This is a genomic window from Arthrobacter sp. V1I7, from assembly GCF_030817015.1.
In the GTDB taxonomy this organism is placed as follows: domain Bacteria; phylum Actinomycetota; class Actinomycetes; order Actinomycetales; family Micrococcaceae; genus Arthrobacter.
Map to the genome: position 1 here is coordinate 1 of NZ_JAUSYS010000001.1, position 20374 is coordinate 20374.

General features: G+C 64.1%; 7 protein-coding genes, 3 rRNA genes and 2 pseudogenes. 9 read left to right on the forward strand and 3 right to left on the reverse strand.

The genetic code is table 11. The features are described 5' to 3' along the window. Nucleotides 1-189 precede the first annotated feature (189 nt). The 6 genes from QFZ69_RS00005 (at nucleotide 190) to QFZ69_RS00030 (ending at nucleotide 10720) form a co-directional block, all read left to right on the forward strand. Nucleotides 190-1715 (forward strand): 16S ribosomal RNA (locus tag QFZ69_RS00005). A 533-nt stretch (nucleotides 1716-2248) separates the two neighbouring features. Next, nucleotides 2249-5396 (forward strand): 23S ribosomal RNA (locus QFZ69_RS00010). A gap of 244 nt (nucleotides 5397-5640) precedes the next feature. Then, nucleotides 5641-5757: ribosomal RNA gene (gene rrf / locus QFZ69_RS00015) — 5S ribosomal RNA — on the forward strand. The 16S, 23S and 5S rRNA genes sit together here, the layout of an rRNA operon. Before the next feature lie 367 nt (nucleotides 5758-6124). Further along, nucleotides 6125-6412: an HU family DNA-binding protein gene (locus tag QFZ69_RS00020; RefSeq protein WP_306914667.1), complete on the forward strand. Its 288-nt coding sequence runs from the start codon at nucleotides 6125-6127 to the stop codon at nucleotides 6410-6412. Between the two features lie 160 nt (nucleotides 6413-6572). Beyond that, the gene (locus QFZ69_RS00025) at nucleotides 6573-8738 is read left to right on the forward strand and encodes a cytochrome c oxidase assembly protein (RefSeq protein WP_306914668.1); all 2166 of its coding nucleotides are present in this window, start codon (nucleotides 6573-6575) and stop codon (nucleotides 8736-8738) included. After that, nucleotides 8738-10720, forward strand: a complete 1983-nt coding sequence (locus QFZ69_RS00030) for an NHL domain-containing thioredoxin family protein (protein WP_306914670.1) — start codon at nucleotides 8738-8740, stop codon at nucleotides 10718-10720. Before QFZ69_RS00025 ends, QFZ69_RS00030 begins: the two co-directional genes overlap by 1 nt. 140 nt (nucleotides 10721-10860) lie before the next feature. On the opposite strand, the gene QFZ69_RS00035 is transcribed toward QFZ69_RS00030, so the two are convergent. From QFZ69_RS00035 to QFZ69_RS00045, 3 genes and pseudogenes are all read right to left on the reverse strand, one after another. Beyond that, entirely contained in the window at nucleotides 10861-11853 is a 993-nt protein-coding gene (locus QFZ69_RS00035) for a hypothetical protein (protein WP_306914672.1), read from the reverse strand. A 139-nt stretch (nucleotides 11854-11992) separates the two neighbouring features. Next, nucleotides 11993-13742: pseudogene (locus QFZ69_RS00040) on the reverse strand (helicase HerA-like domain-containing protein). Between the two features lie 93 nt (nucleotides 13743-13835). Further along, nucleotides 13836-14536: pseudogene (locus tag QFZ69_RS00045) on the reverse strand (type 1 glutamine amidotransferase domain-containing protein). 465 nt (nucleotides 14537-15001) lie between these two features. On the opposite strand from QFZ69_RS00045, the gene QFZ69_RS00050 reads away from it, so the two are divergent. The 3 genes from QFZ69_RS00050 to QFZ69_RS00060 all read left to right on the forward strand — a co-directional run bounded on the left by QFZ69_RS00050 (nucleotide 15002) and on the right by QFZ69_RS00060 (nucleotide 20357). Beyond that, nucleotides 15002-15991, forward strand: coding sequence for an LLM class flavin-dependent oxidoreductase (locus QFZ69_RS00050; protein ID WP_306914675.1), 990 nt, complete (start codon nucleotides 15002-15004; stop codon nucleotides 15989-15991). A gap of 221 nt (nucleotides 15992-16212) precedes the next feature. Continuing rightward, nucleotides 16213-17595, forward strand: coding sequence for a hypothetical protein (locus QFZ69_RS00055; RefSeq protein ID WP_306914677.1), 1383 nt, complete (start codon nucleotides 16213-16215; stop codon nucleotides 17593-17595). A 134-nt stretch (nucleotides 17596-17729) separates the two neighbouring features. Continuing rightward, nucleotides 17730-20357: a trehalase-like domain-containing protein gene (locus QFZ69_RS00060; RefSeq protein ID WP_306999830.1), complete on the forward strand. Its 2628-nt coding sequence runs from the start codon at nucleotides 17730-17732 to the stop codon at nucleotides 20355-20357. The last annotated feature ends 17 nt before the right edge of the window (nucleotides 20358-20374 follow it).

Sequence of the window (20374 nt, forward strand, 5' to 3'; positions counted from 1 at the left end):
TGTGTCTGTTGTTTGAGAACTCAATAGTGTGCCAAGTTTGTTGATACCAATTTATTTATATGGATTGGTTGTTTTGCCGGGCCCGCCACCCCGTGGTGTGGTCTGGTTTTTACAGCTGGTTTCAAATTTTGTGCAGCCGGTTTCTCCCGTTTTCCCGGGGGTGTTGGTTGTGTCTGTTTTTGTTTTACTTCAACGGAGAGTTTGATCCTGGCTCAGGATGAACGCTGGCGGCGTGCTTAACACATGCAAGTCGAACGATGACCCGGTGCTTGCACCGGTGATTAGTGGCGAACGGGTGAGTAACACGTGAGTAACCTGCCCTTAACTCTGGGATAAGCCTGGGAAACTGGGTCTAATACCGGATATGACTCCTCATCGCATGGTGGGGGGTGGAAAGCTTTATTGTGGTTTTGGATGGACTCGCGGCCTATCAGCTTGTTGGTGAGGTAATGGCTCACCAAGGCGACGACGGGTAGCCGGCCTGAGAGGGTGACCGGCCACACTGGGACTGAGACACGGCCCAGACTCCTACGGGAGGCAGCAGTGGGGAATATTGCACAATGGGCGCAAGCCTGATGCAGCGACGCCGCGTGAGGGATGACGGCCTTCGGGTTGTAAACCTCTTTCAGTAGGGAAGAAGCGAAAGTGACGGTACCTGCAGAAGAAGCGCCGGCTAACTACGTGCCAGCAGCCGCGGTAATACGTAGGGCGCAAGCGTTATCCGGAATTATTGGGCGTAAAGAGCTCGTAGGCGGTTTGTCGCGTCTGCCGTGAAAGTCCGGGGCTCAACTCCGGATCTGCGGTGGGTACGGGCAGACTAGAGTGATGTAGGGGAGACTGGAATTCCTGGTGTAGCGGTGAAATGCGCAGATATCAGGAGGAACACCGATGGCGAAGGCAGGTCTCTGGGCATTAACTGACGCTGAGGAGCGAAAGCATGGGGAGCGAACAGGATTAGATACCCTGGTAGTCCATGCCGTAAACGTTGGGCACTAGGTGTGGGGGACATTCCACGTTTTCCGTACCGTAGCTAACGCATTAAGTGCCCCGCCTGGGGAGTACGGCCGCAAGGCTAAAACTCAAAGGAATTGACGGGGGCCCGCACAAGCGGCGGAGCATGCGGATTAATTCGATGCAACGCGAAGAACCTTACCAAGGCTTGACATGAACCGGAAACGCCTGGAAACAGGTGCCCCGCTTGCGGTCGGTTTACAGGTGGTGCATGGTTGTCGTCAGCTCGTGTCGTGAGATGTTGGGTTAAGTCCCGCAACGAGCGCAACCCTCGTTCTATGTTGCCAGCGCGTGATGGCGGGGACTCATAGGAGACTGCCGGGGTCAACTCGGAGGAAGGTGGGGACGACGTCAAATCATCATGCCCCTTATGTCTTGGGCTTCACGCATGCTACAATGGCCGGTACAAAGGGTTGCGATACTGTGAGGTGGAGCTAATCCCAAAAAGCCGGTCTCAGTTCGGATTGGGGTCTGCAACTCGACCCCATGAAGTCGGAGTCGCTAGTAATCGCAGATCAGCAACGCTGCGGTGAATACGTTCCCGGGCCTTGTACACACCGCCCGTCAAGTCACGAAAGTTGGTAACACCCGAAGCCGGTGGCCTAACCCCTTGTGGGAGGGAGCTGTCGAAGGTGGGACTGGCGATTGGGACTAAGTCGTAACAAGGTAGCCGTACCGGAAGGTGCGGCTGGATCACCTCCTTTCTAAGGAGCACCTACAATCACCTTGCCTCATGTATGTGAGTGTGGAGGGTTTGTCAGGAGTACGCCCGTTGCGCAGACGCAAGTTCTGCGGCGGGTGCTCACGGGTGGAATATCAACGAATAGCGGCCGTCATCGTCTCTTCCTGACCCAGTACGGACCGGCTCTTCGGAGCAGGTCCTGGAACGGTCCCGGGAGGAGAGGGAGACGGTTTAGTGTTTGGCACACTGTTGGGTCCTGAGACAACAGGACCATGGCACGGCCGGGTTCCCTTGCGGGGATGTGGTGGTGGTGTGGGACTTGTGTTTCTGGTTTCCTGGCTGCACCGGGCATGCACGTGGGGCTCTTCCGTTTGGGAGGGCTGGTGTGTGGGGGTGTGGTACGGGGTTGTTGTTTGAGAACTACATAGTGGACGCGAGCATCTTTTATAAGAAGCAATTTCCAAGAATATGAACCTGGATCTGTTGTTCCGTGCCTTCGGGGACGGGGTGATGGTTTTCATGGTTCTCTCGTGAATTAGTTTTTTGATCTTTTGTGGTCAAGTTTTTAAGAGCACACGGTGGATGCCTTGGCATTAGGAGCCGAAGAAGGACGTAGGAATCTGCGATAAGCCTGGGGGAGTCGATAACCGGACTGTGATCCCAGGGTGTCCGAATGGGGAAACCCCGCCAGGGGCGCGAGCTGCCTGGTGACCCGCATCTGAACACATAGGGTGCGTGGAGGGAACGCGGGGAAGTGAAACATCTCAGTACCCGCAGGAAGAGAAAACAATAGTGATTCCGTCAGTAGTGGCGAGCGAACGCGGATCAGGCTAAACCGTTCCATGTGTGATAGCCGGCGGGCGTTGCATGGTCGGGGTTGTGGGACTTCCCGCTTCAGTTCTGCCGGACTGAGAAGGTGAGTAGTACAGGCATAGGTGAACGGTCTTGAAAGGCCGGCCAGAGAGGGTGTGAGCCCCGTAACCGAAATGTTGTGTACCGCCTGGTGAAGTATCCCAAGTAGCACGGGGCCCGAGAAATCCCGTGTGAATCTGTCAGGACCACCTGATAAGCCTAAATACTCCCTAATGACCGATAGCGGACCAGTACCGTGAGGGAAAGGTGAAAAGTACCCCGGGAGGGGAGTGAAACAGTACCTGAAACCGTGTGCTTACAATCCGTCGGAGCCTCCGCAGCTTGCTGTGTTGGGGTGACGGCGTGCCTTTTGAAGAATGAGCCTGCGAGTTAGTGTTACGTCGCGAGGTTAACCCGTGTGGGGAAGCCGTAGCGAAAGCGAGTCTGAATAGGGCGTTGCAGTGGCGTGATCTAGACCCGAAGCGAAGTGATCTACCCATGGCCAGGTTGAAGCGACGGTAAGACGTCGTGGAGGACCGAACCCACTTCAGTTGAAAATGGAGGGGATGAGCTGTGGGTAGGGGTGAAAGGCCAATCAAACTTCGTGATAGCTGGTTCTCCCCGAAATGCATTTAGGTGCAGCGTTGCGTGTTTCTTACCGGAGGTAGAGCTACTGGATGGCTAATGGGCCCTACAAGGTTACTGACGTCAGCCAAACTCCGAATGCCGGTAAGTGAGAGCGCAGCAGTGAGACTGTGGGGGATAAGCTTCATAGTCGAGAGGGAAACAGCCCAGACCACCAACTAAGGCCCCTAAGCGTGTGCTAAGTGGGAAAGGATGTGGAGTTGCGAAGACAACCAGGAGGTTGGCTTAGAAGCAGCCATCCTTAAAAGAGTGCGTAATAGCTCACTGGTCAAGTGATTCCGCGCCGACAATGTAGCGGGGCTCAAGTACACCGCCGAAGTTGTGGATTTCAGATGATAGCCAAGCCGCCCCCGTTGTGGGGTTGGTTCAGGCGTCTGGAGTGGTAGGGGAGCGTCGTGTGGGCAGTGAAGTCGCGGTGTAAACCAGCGGTGGAGCCTACACGAGTGAGAATGCAGGCATGAGTAGCGAAAGACGGGTGAGAAACCCGTCCGCCGAATGATCAAGGGTTCCAGGGTCAAGCTAATCTGCCCTGGGTAAGTCGGGACCTAAGGCGAGGCCGACAGGCGTAGTCGATGGACAACGGGTTGATATTCCCGTACCGGCGAAAAACCGCCCATGCTGAACGGGGGATACTAACCGCCCGAAACCTGCCCGACCGCCCTTGTGGTGGAAGGGTTTTGGTGGAGCGCGGGACCTGATCCCGGGAGGCAAGCGTATTAACAGGTGTGACGCAGGAAGGTAGCCGAGCCGGGCGATGGTTGTCCCGGTCTAAGGATGTAGGGCGAACGGTAGGCAAATCCGCCGTTCATGATGCCTGAGACCCGATGGGACCCCCGTATGGGGGGATTCGGTGATCCTATGCTGCCGAGAAAAGCATCGACGCGAGGTTTTAGCCGCCCGTACCCCAAACCGACACAGGTGATCAGGTAGAGAATACTAAGGCGATCGAGAGAATTATGGTTAAGGAACTCGGCAAAATGCCCCCGTAACTTCGGGAGAAGGGGGGCCCCCATCGTGATGGACACTTGCTGTCCGGAGCGTGCAGGGGCCGCAGAGACCAGGGGGAAGCGACTGTTTACTAAAAACACAGGTCCGTGCGAAGTCGCAAGACGATGTATACGGACTGACTCCTGCCCGGTGCTGGAAGGTTAAGAGGACCGGTTAGCCGCAAGGCGAAGCTGAGAATTCAAGCCCCAGTAAACGGCGGTGGTAACTATAACCATCCTAAGGTAGCGAAATTCCTTGTCGGGTAAGTTCCGACCTGCACGAATGGAGTAACGACTTCCCCGCTGTCTCAACCATAAACTCGGCGAAATTGCAGTACGAGTAAAGATGCTCGTTACGCGCAGCAGGACGGAAAGACCCCGAGACCTTTACTATAGTTTGGTATTGGTGTTCGGAGTGGCTTGTGTAGGATAGGTGGGAGACGTTGAAGCCCGGACGCCAGTTCGGGTGGAGTCATCGTTGAAATACCACTCTGGTCACTTTGGACATCTAACTTCGGCCCGTAATCCGGGTCAGGGACAGTGCCTGATGGGTAGTTTAACTGGGGCGGTTGCCTCCTAAAAAGTAACGGAGGCGCCCAAAGGTTCCCTCAGCCTGGTTGGCAATCAGGTGTCGAGTGTAAGTGCACAAGGGAGCTTGACTGTGAGAGAGACATCTCGAGCAGGGACGAAAGTCGGGACTAGTGATCCGGCGGTACATTGTGGAATGGCCGTCGCTCAACGGATAAAAGGTACCTCGGGGATAACAGGCTGATCTTGCCCAAGAGTCCATATCGACGGCATGGTTTGGCACCTCGATGTCGGCTCGTCGCATCCTGGGGCTGGAGTAGGTCCCAAGGGTTGGGCTGTTCGCCCATTAAAGCGGTACGCGAGCTGGGTTTAGAACGTCGTGAGACAGTTCGGTCCCTATCCGCTGCGCGCGCAGGAAATTTGAGAAGGGCTGTCCTTAGTACGAGAGGACCGGGACGGACGAACCTCTGGTGTGTCAGTTGTACTGCCAAGTGCACCGCTGATTAGCTACGTTCGGATGGGATAACCGCTGAAAGCATCTAAGCGGGAAGCTCGCTTCGAGATGAGATTTCCATACACCTTGTGTGTGAGAGGCCCCCAGCCAGACCACTGGGTTGATAGGCCGGATGTGGAAGCGAGGACTAACGACTCGTGAAGCTGACCGGTACTAATAGGCCGATAACTTACACCACACACCCTCTCCGTGAACGGATTCAAAAGACGTTCACACCATGAAGAGGGTACAAAGAAACAAGACTGCTTGCGTCCACTATGTGGTTCCCAACCAACAAACCCGGTCCCCGGGCTTTGTTGCCACGGGAACGAAACCACAACTGAATAACAACACCACAACTGCCCCCAACAGGGCAGAGCACATGTTGTAACACCAAAGTTTTCCCACCCCCGGGCACAGCCAGGCGGGGCGGGAGCAAGGGTTACGGCGGTCATAGCGTGGGGGAAACGCCCGGTCCCATCCCGAACCCGGAAGCTAAGACCCACAGCGCCGATGGTACTGCACCCGGGAGGGTGTGGGAGAGTAGGTCACCGCCGGACACTCATTAGAAACGGTCGAGAGCCTCCAACCACCAGGTTGGAGGCTCTCCCGCATTTAACCCCCACGAAGCCACCGCCAGAAGCCCGCCCCTCCCGCCGGCGAGTCCAGTGCGGAGGTCTGCCGCCGCCGCGATTCCCCATGGGGACATGCATTCGTTGCGGGAACCTGCGGGATCCGGCGGGCCCGTCCGCTCTCGGCGAAATATGCCCCCGAAAGCGACGGATTCCGATGATTTTCCCCGGAAAACGCCGAAAACACGCGGAATTTGTCACCTCGGCGGTGGCAAGACTGGTAAGTTTTCGAACAGTGGCTTGCGCGCACACCGTGTGCAGGCTCCCGAAATCATGAGCGTCCAGGAGGACATAAATGGCTAAGAACCGTAGTGAACTTGTTGCAGAGGTAGCAGGCAAGGCCGGCACCAGCCAGGCCGCCGTCAACTCCGTGCTCGATGCGCTGTTCGAGGTTTTCGAGACCTCTGTCGCCGAGGGCGAAAAGATCACCATCCCGGGCTGGCTCTCCGTTGAGCGCACCGACCGTGCAGCTCGCACCGGCCGCAACCCCCAGACCGGCGAGACCATCCAGATTGCCGCTGGCCACAGCGTCAAGCTGTCCGCCGGCTCCAAGCTGAAGGCTGCAGTCGCCAAGAAGAAGTAGTCTTCTTCAAGCGACTCAAAGGAGCGGCAACCCCCGGGTTGCCGCTCCTTTCGCGTTAATCCGAGCTGCCGGCGTGGACGCAACGGCCCCCCGGCCCCCTCCCGCGGCACGTTCCGGCTCCCGATTCGGCCACCGGCCGGGCGTAGCGGACAATGGAGGTGTGCCTTCCGCAGCAAATCCCCGTGCCACAGCCGCTCCGCCAAACCCTTCCGGGGGAGCGCGCGGCTCGGCTGCCGTTCCGGGCGGCGTCTCCCGGACCTGGCAGCTCATAGGCCTTGTGGCGCTTTTTGCGGGCCTGGCAGCCGCCCTGCTGTTCTCCGGTGCCGCCGCGGCCCGCCAGGTCTCAGACCCCGGCGCTTTGGTCCGCTGGGGCCTGCCGGTCAGCAAGGCCCTCCACAACATCTCCCTCGCCACTGTGATCGGTGGCCTCATTTTCGCCGTCGGGATCCTGCCACGCAGCCTCGGTGGCTCCCGGGCCAAAGACCCGGACGGCCCCGAACATCCCGCCTTTACCCGCGCCCTGACGGTCGCCGCCGGGGCAGGTGCCATCTGGACCCTGTCCGCAATCGCCGTGCTGGTTCTGGCCTACGCGGACGTGGCTGGCCAGAGGCTCTCCGGTGACCCGGAATTCACCCGGTCCCTGGTCTACTTCATGACGGACATCGAAACCGGACGGGCCTGGCTGGCCGTAGTCATCATCGCCGCGGTCGTTACCACCGCGCTGTTCGGCGTCCGCTCCATGGGTGGCCTGGCGGCCACCCTGGTGCTCGCCTTGGTGGGCCTGGTCCCGGCAGCATTGATCGGCCACTCCTCCAGCTCGGATGACCATGAAGGCGCCATAAACTCCCTCGGCCTGCATTTGGTGGGTGTCTCGGCATGGGTGGGCGGCATCATCGTGCTGGTGCTTCTTTCCGGCGTACTCGGAGGCGCGGCTGCCGGGACTGCGGGCAAGGCCGGCGCCAGGGTGGACATCACCGAGCCGACGCTCCGCCGCTTCTCGGCCCTGGCCGGGTTCGCCTTCGTTCTGGTTTTCGCCTCGGGCGTCGTCAATGCCAGCATCCGCGTGACCAGCTGGGCCGACCTCTTCGGCTCCCCCTACGGACAGCTCCTCGTGGCGAAAACCGCCGCGACCCTCGTACTCGGCGGCGTCGGACTGATGCACCGAGGCTGGGTCATCCCGCAGCTGGGCAGTCAGGGCGGTGGCATGTCCGCCCGGCGCGTGCTGTGGCAGCTCGTCGTGGTGGAGCTGATCATCATGGGAACGACGTCGGGAATCGCCGTCGCGCTCGGCCGTTCCGCGCCGCCGGAGCCAACCACCTTTGCCCCGGACGCTTCGCCTGCCTTCATCCTCTCGGGCTACGACCTTCCGCCCGAGCTCACGCCCGAACGCTGGCTGACCGAATGGCGGCTTGACTGGCTGTGGGTCACCGTCGCGGTCTTCGGCCTGGTGTCCTACTTCCTCGGAGTATGGAAGGTGACACGGCGCGGCGACTCCTGGTCTGTGTTCCGGTCCGTGAACTGGGTAATCGGACTGGTGGTACTGACGTACGTTACGTCCGGCCCGCCGTCGGTCTATGGCCGGATCCTGTTCTCGGCCCACATGGTGGATCACATGGCACTGACCATGGTGGCGCCGATCTTCCTGGTCCTCGGCGCACCCGTCACGCTGGCCCTCCGTGCCCTGGCGCCGCGGCGGGACGGCTCCCGCGGGCCGCGCGAATGGCTGCTGATCTTCGTGCACTCGAAGTTCTCCCAGCTCGTGACGCACCCGCTGTTCGCCGCCGCCAACTTCGCCGGCTCGATCGTCCTGTTCTACTACTCGGACGCGTTCGGTTACGCCATGCGGGACCATGTGGGCCACGAGCTCATGAACCTGCACTTCGCCCTGACCGGGTACATCTTCGTGCTGACCATGATCGGCATCGATCCTCTGCCGCGGCGCGCACCTTATCCCATGCGGCTGCTGCTCCTGCTGGCCACGATGGGCTTCCACGCCTTCTTCGGTGTCGCCATTATGGGCGGCACCGGCCTGCTGGCCGCGAACTACTTCGGCAATCTCGGCCGCACCTGGGGTCCCTCGGCACTGCTGGATCAGCAAATGGGCGGGGCCGTGGCCTGGGGCATCGGCGAGGTGCCCACTTTGCTCGTCGCGATCGGCGTCGCGGTCCAGTGGTCCCGTTCCGACGCCCGCGAGTCCAAGCGCACCGACCGGGCAGCCGACAGGAATAACGATGCCGATCTCACTGCTTACAACGATATGTTTGCCAAGCTGGCCGAACGCGATGCCAAGCTGGCCGAACGCAACTCAAAGCTGGAAGGACGCTGATGAGCGAAACCGTACGCACCCACCTCCGGGTCCGGGCTTCCGAGCTGGTGGGCCGTAACTGGCTGAACACCGGCGGCAAATCCCTGGACCTGGAATCCCTCCGCGGCAAAATCGTGCTGCTGGATTTCTGGACGTTTTGCTGCATCAATTGCCTGCACGTCCTGGACGAACTCCGCCCACTCGAGCAGCAGTACTCCGATGTCCTGGTGACGGTCGGCGTGCACTCGCCCAAGTTCGAGCACGAGGCTGACCCGGTGGCACTGGCCGCGGCCGTGGAACGCTACGAAATCCGCCACCCGGTACTGGACGACCCGGAGCTGGACACCTGGAAGGCCTACACCGCGCGCGCCTGGCCCACCCTGGTGGTCATCGACCCGGAGGGCTACATCGTGGCGCACCTCTCCGGTGAAGGCCACGCGGACGGCCTCTCCGTGCTCATTCCCGAACTGATCGCCGAACATGACGCCAAGGGCACGCTGCACCGCGGCGACGGCCCCTACGTTGCTCCTGTTCCGACGTCGGGGACGCTGCGCTTCCCCGGCAAGGCCCTGTACCTCCCCGCCGGACGCGGCGCCCGCGCCGAAGGCTCCGCACCGGATTCCGACTCCGACGCCGGGTCCTGGCTCGTCACGGACACCGGACACCACCGCCTGGTGGAGCTCTCCACCGATTTCGAGACGGTGCTGGGCACCTACGGTTCGGGTGCAAAGGGCCACGCCGACGGCGGCGCCGAGGACTCCCGCTTCAACGAGCCGCAGGGCCTGGTCCTGCTCCCGGAAGACGTCGCCGCGAAGGCCGGCTACGACGTCGTGGTTGCCGACACGGTCAACCACCGGCTCCGGGGCCTGTCGCTTGCCGACGGTAGCGTCAGCACCCTCGCCGGCAACGGCGTGCAGCGCTTGCTCGAGACGGGCCCGGCCCGCGTGAACGAGGAAGGCGCCGCCTACGGTGCCCGGCTCGAGGCGGACCCGCTGCAGGTCTCGCTGAGCTCGCCGTGGGACGTTGTGTGGTCTGCCAAGCTGAACGCCGTCGTCGTCGCGATGGCCGGCGTGCACCAGATCTTCAGCTTCGACCCGCTCTCCGGGGCCGTGTCCATCATCGCCGGCAACGGGCTCGAAGGCCTGCTGGACGGCCCGGCGGCGGAAGCCTGGTTCGCCCAGTCCTCCGGCCTCGCCGAAGACGCCGACGGGAACATCTGGGTGGCGGATTCCGAAACCTCGGCCCTGCGGAAACTCGTCATCGGCGAGGACGGGAGCATCACGGTTGAATCCGCCGTCGGCAAGGGTCTGTTCGACTTCGGCTTCCGCGACGGCGACGCCTCAGAGGCCCGGCTGCAGCACCCCCTCGGGGTCACCGTGCTGCCGGATGGATCGGTGGCGATCGCTGACACCTACAACGGGGCGGTCCGCCGCTACGACCCCGCGTCCGGGACGGTGTCCACGCTGGCACGCGGGCTCTCCGAGCCCTCCGACGTCATCGTGGACCACACGCACGTCGCGGGGGCCGAGCCGCTGCTCGTGGTGGTCGAAGCCAACAAGCACCAGCTGGTGTACGTGCCGATCCCGAAGGAAGCCCAGCAGGTGGATGAGGGTGCCGTCCAGACCCACCGGCCCAAGAGCCCGGTTGCTCCCGGGCTGCTGCAGCTGACGGTCCGGTTCACCGCACCCACCGGCCAGAAGCTGGACGACCGCTGGGGCGATCCCACGCAGCTGAAGATCTCCTCGACCCCGCCGGAGCTGCTGCTGTCCGGCGGCGGGACCTCCGTGGGCCTGCTTCGCACGCTGGAACTTGCCTCCGACGTTCCCGAGGGCGTGCTACACATTACCGCCCGCGCCGCGGCCTGTGACGGCCCGGAAGACGCCGACGGCGAGATCCCCGACCATGCCGCCTGCCACCTGTACCAGCAGGATTGGGGCATCCCGGTGCTGCTGCAGGACGACGGCGACTCCGAGCTGGTGCTGGACCTCCGCGGGATGGACTAACAGCCCCACCTTGCCGGTTGCCGGGGCTGCTGGCCGTGACCCAGGCGTCACGGGCAGCAGCCTTTTGGCTTTCGCCGGAGTCCGGTCCCGCGGAATCCCGCTGCTCACCGCTCGATGCCGTCCCGAAGGGAGCCGCCGGCTCAGGAGCTCAGGAGCGGCGTCAGCTTCACGGTGTCGGCGTCGAAATCCAGGCGGGTGGTGAAGCTGAAGTCGTGGACCACGCTGATCTCGCCGGGGGCCCCGGTGAACAGGTCCACCTGACGGGCCGTGATCCGGGCCTTCCCGTCCAGCGGCGCGACGACCCACCGCCCGCCGAAGGGCTCAATGCTGACGACCGGGTAATCGGTGATGCTCCAGTCGATGGTTCCGTCCACGATGCGGTTGTTGGTTGCGTGGTAGAACGGGCAGTCCGGCTGCAGCTGCTGCTGCTTGTCCGCCTCGTCAGCGCAGCCGTCCAGGAAATCCTTGACCTTGGCGCTCACGGCGTCCTTCAGGGCGTCGGTGGCCTGGGTCAGCAGGTTCAGTGGAGCGGCCGGAACATCCCGGCCGGAGAGCGTGACGCGGGTGGGCGGGGCCGAGAAGTACTGGCCGTTGAGCGTGGCCTCGTACTCCCCGGGATAGAAGACCGCGAAAGAGTTGCGGCCGCCGGGCATGTTCACCGGCACGCCGTTGAGCGTGGCCTCGTTCGAGTTCACGACCGTGACGTCGAGGACCGGGAGAGCCGACGGCACCATGGACCACTGGTGGAAGAACAGCCACTCCGTTCCCGACCTTTCGAGCAGGAATTCCGTGCGCAACTGGGCCCCGTCAATGGTGTAGTCGATCGGCACCATGACCTGGTTCCCGCCGCGGTCCTCCGCTTCGCGGAACTTAACGTCGCTGATCCGTGCTGCGGCGGTCTGCAGCGCTGACCCGTCGAGCATGGCCGCGTTGCTCTGCGGAACCGAGGCACGCAGAAGGCCCAGCGCCTTTTCGCCTTCGCCCTTCTGCAAGGCGTCAAGATACTCGCGGACGGGCTGTTGCGGGCTCGCGATGGTGTCGTTGACCACGGTCACCGCCACGATGGCTCCGGCCACGGCGAGCATCAGGCCCAGCAGCCATCCGGCTGCGATCCTGACTAACGCCTGACTCATTTGCACGTACCTTACGTTACCTGCACGTCACCGGAATGCTCTGGTCGTCTGCGTCCTGTGTGACATGCGCCATTCCGGGGCGCGCACCCAGCAAACGGGCCGAAGCGGCACGGGCCTCCGGGACCTGGCGGAGCCGCGGCTACCGGCGCCGGCGCTTGGTTGCCGTCCCGAAGACCCCGCGGAGCAGCTCGCGGCCCAGTTGCGTCCCGAGCGAGCGGGCCATGCTCTTGAGTCCCCCGCCCAGCGCCCCGGCGAGCTCTCCGGTCATGCCGTCCGCCCCCTGCGATGTCCCCTGCGACGTCTCCTGCGGCGCCTCCCGCCGGGCCTGGCGTTCGGGAGCCGGCGCGCGTCCCGGCGCCGGTGCGGGCCGGCTGCTGGGTCTGCCCAGGATCTCTTCCTCGATCCGCCGGGCCTCGGCGTCGATGTCGGGCTCGCCCGGAGTGCCTGCCGTAGCCCGGCTGCCGGCGCCGGCCGGCGCGTCAGCCAGCTTCTCCCTCGACGCTCCGGCAGCGCCCGCAACCCGGCCGCCCGCACCCGCGTTGCCGGTGATCTTCTCGTAGGCGGAGACGTTGTCCACCGCCGTACCGTATTTGCGGAGCAGGGCCGAGCTGGCCACGGTGCCCGAAATCAGGGCATCGCTGCTCGGGGCCCATCACTGATTCCGGCGCCCGGAGGCGGGTCAAAGCCACCGGAGTCGGGGCGCCCTTCTCGTTCATGACCGTGATGACGGCCTCGCCGATGCCCGCCGAGGTGAGCGTCTCTTCAAGGTCGTAGTCACTCATCGGGAAGGTGGAGACGGTCGCCTTGAGCGCCTTGGCGTCCTCGGGTGTGTAGGCCCGCAGGGCGTGCTGCACGCGGTTGGCCAGCTGCCCCAGCACCTCGGCCGGAACGTCCTTCGGCGTCTGGGTGACGAAGAAGATCCCCACGCCCTTGGAACGGATCAGCCGCACGGCGGTGGTGATGGCGTCCAGGAACGCCTTCGAGGCGTCGTCAAACAGCAGGTGGGCCTCATCCAGGAAGAACACGAGCTTGGGTTTGTCCAGATCGCCGGCCTCGGGGAGTTCCTCGAAGAGATCCGCCAGCAGCCACATCAGGAAGGTGGAAAAGAGCATCGGCTTCGTCTGCAGCGTGGGCAGCTCCAGGCAGCTGACGACGCCGCGGCCGTCCGGGGCCGTGCGCAGCAGCTCAGCGGTGTCGAACTCGGGTTCGCCGAAGAACTTTTCCATGCCCTGCGCCTCGAGCGTGATGAGTTCACGGAGGATGACTCCGGCGGTGGACTTGGATGGCCCGCCGAGTTCCTTGAGTTCTTCCTTGCCCTCGTCCGAAGTGAGGAACTGGATGACGGCGCGCAGGTCCTTCAGGTCGATCAGTTCGAGGTTGTTCTTGTCCGCGAAGTGGAAGACAAGCTGGAGGCTGGATTCCTGCGTGCCGTTGAGCTCCATGACGCGAGAGAGCAGGAGGGGGCCGAAGGACGTGACGGTGGCGCGGACCGGGATCCCGTTGCCGTCGCCGCCGAGGGCCAGGAACTCCACTGGGAACGTCCTGCCGGACCAGGGCTGGCCGATGCTCTCAGTGCGGGCCACGAGCTTTTCGGTGCCGGTGGCGGCGGTGGCCAGCCCGGAGAGGTCGCCCTTGATGTCGGCGAGGAACACGGGCACACCGGCGGTGGAGAGCTGCTCGGCCATCATGTGCAGGGTGACGGTCTTGCCCGTACCTGTCGCGCCGGCCACCAGGCCGTGCCGGTTCATCATCGACAGCGGCAGCCGGACGGGAGCGACCTTATGGAGCTCGCCGTCGATGATCGCCGCCCCCAGCTCGATCGAGGGGCCCTCGAGGGCATAGCCCTTTTGGATGGTGGCGATTTTATCTGCAGTGGATTTGATGGCCATGCCGTCAGCCTAGCCGGATCCGGCTGCCCAGGTCCCGGTGTGGCCGCGCTATTCGCCGGATGCCCTTCCGCCCGGCGAGGGCCGTGAGGGGCGTTATTCGGCGAGGGCCGTGAGGACTGCCTTCGCAACGTCCTCGCTGGACTGCGGGTTCTGCCCGCTGATGAGGTTGCCGTCGCGGACCACGTGGGACGTCCAGGCCTCAGTGTTGTCCACGGTCGCGCCCTTCGCCTTCAGCGCATCCTCGACGAACCACGGCGTGTTGGCGCCGGTGCCGCCGTTGAGTTCCTCCTCGTTGGTGAAGACGGTGAGGCGGCGGCCCGCAAACGCGAACCTTCCGGCGTCGTCAACGGCGCTGAGCAGCCCAGCCGGACCGTGACAGAACGGCGCAATGATTTTGCCGGCCGTGTTTGCCTCGACCAGCAGCCTGCCCAGGTCGGCGTCCCGGTAAAGGTCGGCCATGGGGCCGTGGCCGCCGGGCAGGACGATGGCGCCGTAGCTGGCAGGGTCGGCGTCGGCCAGCGCCAGGGGCGCGGACAGCTCGGTGTCGATGTCCGCGAGGTACTTCCGGAAGCTGTCGGCGCGGTGCTGCCCTCCGGCAGACCCCGCTGCGAGGCTTGCCTCGTCTACCGTAGGCTTCGCGCCGCCGGGGTGGCCAGTTGGATGGTGTGCCCGGCGTCGAGGAGGGTCTGGTGTGAAACCACGAGTTCCTCGGCCCAGTAGCCCGTGGGGTGTTTGCTGCCGTCCCGCATGGTGAGGGAATCGGCGGCGGATACGACCATCAGAATGTCAGCCATGATTGGCTCCTGTTCTGCCGGCGAAGGGCCGGCAACTAGTGAAAGGCGGCAGGGTGTTCTGGCTCATAACGGCGGCAACTCCGTAAGCCTGCTGGGTATTCCATCGGGGGGTGCCGGGTGCGGCGGGTTCCGGGCAGCCGCGCGGCTCCCTGCAGCACCCTTGGGCATGCCCACCTCGCTGTTCAAGAAGCTTGCGTCCCTTGCCGTCACCCTTGGCCTGGTCCTGCTTGGAGCAGGACCGGCAGCCGCGTGGCAATGACGCAATTCGTCTCCGGCGGCCTTGACTACAACTTTCCGTGCCGCTGAGCAGCTGAGGCGCCGGCGGCGTCGACCGAGGGCCATCGGGCCGGCGCGGAAATAACCGGTCCAGAAATAACCCGGGTCCCGGCGTCGTTGTTGCAATTGTGCGTGTGCCGGAAACCGGCGGCGCCTGACAACACTCCGCTACGAAGGGCCGGCTTTTCCGTGACTGTTCCGCTTTCCATCCTTGACCTGGCAACCATCGGCAAGGGCCAGACGGCGGCGGAGAGCCTCGCGGGCAGCGTGGCCATGGCGCAGCTCGCCGAGAAGCTGGGCTACCGGCGGGTGTGGTACGCCGAGCATCACAACATGTCGTCCATCGCTTCGTCCGCCACCAGCGTGCTGATTGCCCACATCGCGGCCCACACCGAGACCATCCGCCTCGGCGCCGGAGGCATCATGCTGCCCAACCACTCCCCGCTGACCATCGCCGAGCAGTTCGGCACCCTGGAGACCCTGCACCCGGGGCGGATTGACCTGGGGCTTGGGCGGGCGCCGGGCAGCGACCAGAACACCCTCCGGGCCCTGCGCCGGGATCCGATGTCCTCCGACAGCTTCCCGCAGGACGTGCTGGAACTCCAGGGCTACCTCAACGGCCCCACCCGCATCCCGGGTGTCGAGGCAACTCCCGGTAAGGGCACCAAGGTGCCGCTCTACATCCTGGGATCCTCGCTCTTCGGCGCCAGGCTGGCCGCCCAGCTGGGCCTGCCGTACGCCTTCGCCTCCCACTTCGCCCCCAAGGCCCTGCAGGACGCGGTCGCCATCTACCGCCGTGAGTTCAAACCCTCAGCGCAGCTCGAGGCCCCGTATGTGATTGCCGGCGTTAACGTCGTCGCGGCGGAATCGGCCGCGGAGGCACAGGCAATGCTCCGCGATACCCTGCGGGCCCGCGTCTCGCTGTTCTTCGGCAACGGCCGCGTGTTCAGCGACGCTGAGGCGGACATGATCCTGGATTCGCCGCAGGGCCAGCACGTGTCGCAGATGATGACGTATTCAGCCGTCGGAACGCCCGACGCCGTGCTCGAGTACCTCGACGAGTTCACCGCCCATTCCGGCGCCGACGAACTGATGGTTGCCCACCAGAGCACGGAAACCGAAGGCCGGCTGCGCTCCGTTGAGCTGCTGGCCGAGACCGCAGGCCTTGTGAGGGCCTAATCGCCGCCTCCGCGGCGAAAACGGAGGGCCCGAAACGCCCTGCACCGGAACGCCGGTGCCGGCGGAAAAGTCGTTGACTTCAGAAGGGCGTCACCCTACCGTTAAGCCCTCTAGGCTGTCGGCTCCGCCGGGTGCCTGGTGGTTATCTGCCGCCGCCGCTACACCCCGCACGTCGTTACACCCTGCATTCCGGGATAGTTTAGAAAAACCCAGGGGCAAACTTGAAGATCAAGGCCACCGCTGCAGCAACTGTGATGACCCTGCTGGTCATGGCTGGCCTGATCCAAGGCGCCTCGTCCCCGGCCTCGGACTCCGACTCGGAATCGGCCGCCCGACAGTCAACGGCGTCCGGCGGCCCGTCTCCGGCGTCGGGTCCCGGAACGACGTATTACGTCAGTGACGCCGGTGACGACAACAATGTCGGGACCTCGGTTGATGCCCCCTGGAAGTCGCTCTCGAAGATCAACGACACAGTTTTGAAACCGGGGGATTCCGTCAGCCTGCGCCGGGGTGACACCTGGAACGGCGGAATTGTTGTCGACGAAAGCGGAACGGCTCCAGCGGCCATCACCTTGAACAGTTATGGAAGCGGAAGTCCGCCAACAATCGTGGTGGGGCAGACAGGAAGCTGCGTCCGGATTAATGGCGACTTTGTCACGGTGGACGGGGTGCGCGCCGAGGGCTGTGGCTACTCGGGTTTCAGCATCTACGGTGACCACGGCGTCGTCAAGAATGCCGAGGCGGTCAACAACGCGGCGGGCATCCAGGTAGGCAAGGGCTCCGATTTCGGCAAATATACGAACAACACCCTGACCGGCAACAACATCATGAACGTCAACACTCCTGGCGTAAGCTGCGGAACCCCCGGCGCCGTCTACTGCAATGACGATTCCGGGGCATTCGGGGTGCTCATCAACGGCAACGACAACGAATTTTCCGGCAACACGATCACCGGCTCCACCGCGACCTCCCACGATTTCAGTCACGACGGTGCAGCCTTTGAAATCTTTAACGGCGGCCGCAACAAGATCCACCACAACGTGTCCGTGGATAACAATGTGTTTTCCGAGATCGGCCGGTCCAACGGAACGGCTGACGGCAACACCTTCAGCTACAACCTCATTCGTGCCAGCTGCGGCGTCGAGTGTTCCGAGGCAACCGGCCTGATCGTCCGCGGCCCGACGTCTTCCTTTGGTCCGACCAACGACACCGTCTTTGAACACAACACCGTCTGGCTGGACGGCGCTGAATCCAAGGCCGTGGTCTGCCACGCATCCTGCCCCTCCTCCACGGTGATCAGGGCGAACATCCTGGTGGGAGTGAGTAACTCCCTGTGGATGGACGGCTCCGGCTGGACCGAGAGACAGAACGTCCTCAACGGCCCCACCAACATCTCCCCGAGCGCCAGCTCGAGCACCGCTGCGGCGCAGTTCGTGGACGCGCCCGCTGACCTGCACTTATCGGCGGACAGCCCCGCAATCGACCGTGCCGGCCCAAGCGCCGCCGGCCTGGACCTCTCCGGGCAATCACCGCAAAACGGTGACTGTGCCGGAACCAGCGCGGCTGATTCGGGCGCCTACGAGTACTCCGCCCCGAGCTGCTAGCCCACGCCGCAGACGTTACATTGCTGCAACCGACGGGACATCACGTGGAAATGGCGCGGGCGGACACTGGAGGCATGTCCTATTGAAGGACGATCTTCATGTTGGCATTGGGGACTATCCGAAGGACTCCGCGCATGCCCACCCCGCTCAATCAGTCCCTCGCTGACTCTGCCCTTCTGACGAAATCCTTGCCGTTGGGCCTGCTTCGCGCCTTCGTGCAGACCAATGCCTCCGACGACGGGCTGACACCGCAACTGCTTGCGGAGCTCAAGCTCCTGGCCCGCACACCGGGGCTCCTCGTGGCCTGCAACTACGGCGGGACACTGTGCACGGCGGAAGGCATTTCCACCGAGACGCTTCCGCTGGGCAGCGCGGCGATTGCGCTGCGGGCGCTGGCCGCCCTCCCGAACACCCACGCCGCCGTCATCTCGGGGCGTTCCCTGCGGGATCTTGCCGCCGTCTCACGACTCCCTGCGGAGGTGCACCTTGTCGGTTCGCACGGGGCTGAGTTCGACATGGGCTACGCCCACGGGGTGTCCCTTGCCACCGAATCGGTGCTGCAGCAGACCAGCCAGGCGCTTGCCGAAACCGTGGGCGCCTACCGCGGCATCACCATCGAGCGGAAGCCGGTCGCCGTGTCCGTGCACACCCGCCCGGCCGAACCGGACGTCGTCGCACTGGCCACCAGACAGGCAGAAGTGATCGCCCGGGCGCACGGGCTGTCCTTCATTGTGGACGGCTCAGTCCTGGATCTGTCCGTGGTGGAACCGTCCAAGGCCTCCGCCCTGGAGCACCTGCGCTCCATGCTCGGTGTCAGCGCCGCGCTCTATGCGGGCGACGCCGCCAGCGACGAACTTGCCATCGCCACCCTCCGCGGTCCGGACATGGGCCTGCGCGTGGGCGAGGGCCCGACGGCGGCGGCGCACCGGCTGCGGGACCCGGAGTCGTTCGCCCGGATCCTGGCCATCCTGTTTGAACTGCGGCGGGCCTGGCTGTTCGGGGAGGACGCCGTCGGCCTGGAACGGCATTCGATGATCGGCAACGGCTCGTCGACGGCCCTCATCACCCCGGACGCCAAGATCTGCTGGATGAGTCACCCGCTGCCCGATTCGGGGTCGCTCTTCGCCCATCTCCTCGGCGGGGACGCGGCCGGGCATTTCTCGGTGGAACCGGTGAAGGCCTCGCAGGTCCTCGGGCAGCGCTATGTGGACAGCACCATGATCGTGGAAACCCGCTGGGCCGACGTCATGGTCACGGACTACCTGGAGCATGCCCCAGAGGGCATTACGAGCCTGGTGCGGGTGGTCTCCGGGACCGGCGCGGCGCGGATTGTCTTCGCGCCCCGGCCGGATTACGCGAACGCCCCCTTCAGCATGGAGGCCCGCGGCGCGGAACTGCACGTGGTGGGCACCTCCGATCCGATCATCCTGCTGGCGCCGGGCGTCGGTTTCAGCATCACGTCCGACGGGCGCCATGCGACGGCCACGGCCGACGTCGAACTCCGGGACGGCCCCGTCGTGCTCAACCTGCGCTGCGGAGACACCGAACCCCAGCGCGCGGCGCCGCCGGACGAACAATCGCGCCGCGCCGCCGTCGCAGATCACTCGCGGCGCTGGGTGCGGGAGCTGCAGCTGCCCGGCGTGAAGCCCTCGCTGGTGCGGCGCTCCGCGCTGGTGCTCCGCGCCCTGGTCCACGACGCCACCGGCGCCGTGCTGGCCGCGCCCACCACCTCGCTGCCGGAGGGGATCGGGGGCACCCGGAACTGGGACTACCGGTACTGCTGGCTGCGGGACGGGTCCATGACGGTCAACGCGCTTGTGGACCTCGGCTCGACGTCGGAGGCGGAAGGATTCCTCGACTGGCTGGGGCGGATCCTGGCTCACGCGCCAGGGCCGGAATGGCTGCATCCGCTGTACTCGGTAACCGGTGCGCCGCTTTCCACCGAGGCCATCATTGAGAGCCTGCCAGGGTACGCGGGCTCCCGTCCGGTCCGGATCGGGAACGCCGCGGACCATCAGGTGCAGCTGGATGTGTTCGGTCCGATCGCGGAGCTGATCGACGCCCTGGGCAAGCGGAACGGTGCCCTGCCGGACGCGTACTGGGAGCTCATGGTCCAGATGGCCTCGGCCGTGCTGGCCCGCTGGCGTGAGGCGGACCACGGGATCTGGGAGGCACGCCGCGCGCCACGGCACCACGTCTATACCAAGGTCATGTGCTGGGTGACGCTGGACCGGGCGCTGCGTGCGGCTGCCCGGCACGGCCGGACGCCGCTCCCGGTCTGGGAGCCGGAGGCGGCCGCCATCCGGGAGGAAGTCCTGCGCGAGGGCTGGGACGAGACCGCGGAGTCCTACACGGTGGCCTACGACAGCCCCGATCTGGATGCGGCCGTGCTGCACATCGGGCTCTCCGGGCTGCTCGATGTCAACGACCAGCGCTTCCTGGACACGGTCACCGCCGTGGAACGGGAGCTGAGGGTCGGTCCCACGGTTTTTCGGTACCGGTACGACGACGGCCTTCCGGGACTGGAAGGCGGGTTCCACATCTGCACCACCTGGCTGATAGAAGCCTATGTGGCGGTGGGGCGGATTGACGAGGCATGGGATCTCTTCGACCAGCTCGTGAACCTGTTCGGGCCGACCGGACTGCTGCCGGAGGAATACGATCCGGGCACCGAAACGCACCTGGGCAACCATCCCCAGGCTTACTCACACCTGGGCTTCATCCGCTGTGCGCAGTTGTTGGACGGGCTGCCGAAGGGCTAGGCCGGGGGACCTCCGGA

Excerpts from the sequence above, each read along its gene's own strand:
- QFZ69_RS00020 (WP_306914667.1), top strand. The coding sequence starts at position 6,125 with ATGGCTAAGAACCGTAGTGAACTTGTTGCAGAGGTAGCAGGCAAGGCC.
- QFZ69_RS00030 (WP_306914670.1), top strand. The coding sequence starts at position 8,738 with ATGAGCGAAACCGTACGCACCCACCTCCGGGTCCGGGCTTCCGAGCTG.
- QFZ69_RS00035 (WP_306914672.1), bottom strand. The coding sequence starts at position 11,853 with ATGAGTCAGGCGTTAGTCAGGATCGCAGCCGGATGGCTGCTGGGCCTG.
- QFZ69_RS00060 (WP_306999830.1), top strand. The coding sequence starts at position 17,730 with ATGCCCACCCCGCTCAATCAGTCCCTCGCTGACTCTGCCCTTCTGACG.